Below are 1,189 nucleotides of genomic sequence, written 5' to 3'. Positions count from 1 at the left end.
ATGTTATAAACCTTAGGGTTGAATTTTATATAAAATAAGTTAGACGTAGGCTAGGCTTTTAGCCTAGCTTTTTGTTGGTAGTAATTTAGTTAAGTTAAATCAAAGTGATTGTAGAAGCCACAAGGCATAGTCTTTGTAAAGATGTTCATTGTTGCACTTTAATTATTGCAGTTGTGATTGCATTGAGTGTCAATACTCTTTTTTCTTGCAAAAAAGTTAGGATACCAATTCCTTCATAAAAACAGAGCCTAATAGCAAAAGAAAAGTCCAAACCCTTTGGTGGCTTCATTATCTGGTAGTAAAAAATTTCTTGATTTTCTCCTTTTTTTTTGACATTAGAAAAACTCTTCTCTATCAAAATTCTATTTTTATCAAACTCTTTATTTTTATTTATCGAGTCGTCATTCAATGATATTTGAAACTCATTATAAATTTTGATATCTCCATTAAAAACCTTATGGAATTCGTAGTAGTATAGCCCTTTACAAATAGAGGATATACTACTGTTAAATTTACTTTCATCAAATTTGAATGCAAAAGTAGGTTTAAGTTGCCCTGTTCTCTTTTCATCAACATAGACTAGCGTTGCGTTGCTAACTAAGCTCCTAGTTCTCTTTCTATTTCTCAATATACTCTTTACAGTTTTACCTGTAGCAATATTTTGCCCTTTTTCATTAGCTAGAATTTGAAGCGATATAATTTGTAGAAGGTGCTCATCATCATCAGATTTACCACCATTGTGCTCGATACATGAAGGCACAGTAATCAAAGAAAATTTATCATTTTTAGGGAAAAAACATCTAGGAGGTACATGCTCTCTCGTTAAGCTTTTTTGGTCTAATGGAACCCCACACTCGTAACATGTATTCGGCAACTGTTGATACATACCTATCTCATTTGAATAATTAAAGGCATTTTATACTCTTTTAAAAGAAAGATTCAAGTTAACCAATGCAATGTAGGTGATAGTCCGCAGTTAGGTAGCTTCAAATTTATAGGTTAGCACATTGCCATTTTGGGTGTCGCAAGCTCCACGCCAACCTACAAATTAAACATTTTCAAACTTTGTTAGATATTGAAGACTGAATTACGATACGTATAAGCAAAAATATAACCAAAAAAAGACCTTGCCACGCGACGTGACAAGGTCTTTTTTGTTGAAATCAAATCGGCGGGTTACGCTGTCGCT

Annotated in this window: 1 protein-coding gene; it reads right to left on the bottom strand. The window is 33.0% G+C overall.

The genetic code is table 11. The annotated features are described in order from the left end of the window. Positions 1 to 145 precede the first annotated feature (145 nt). The gene (locus tag ACTXGO_RS14160; RefSeq protein ID WP_435949383.1) at positions 146 to 886 is read right to left on the bottom strand and encodes a hypothetical protein; all 741 of its coding nucleotides are present in this window, start codon (positions 884 to 886) and stop codon (positions 146 to 148) included. Positions 887 to 1,189: the final 303 nt, after the last annotated feature.

This window comes from Psychrobacter sp. T6-1 (genome assembly GCF_052258445.1).
Note: the sequence above shows the minus strand (reverse complement) of the source record. Positions and strands in the feature narration are given on the sequence as shown.

Bases quoted from the DNA above. Each gene is read 5' to 3' on its own strand.
- ACTXGO_RS14160 (WP_435949383.1), bottom strand. From the start codon at position 886: ATGTATCAACAGTTGCCGAATACATGTTACGAGTGTGGGGTTCCATTA.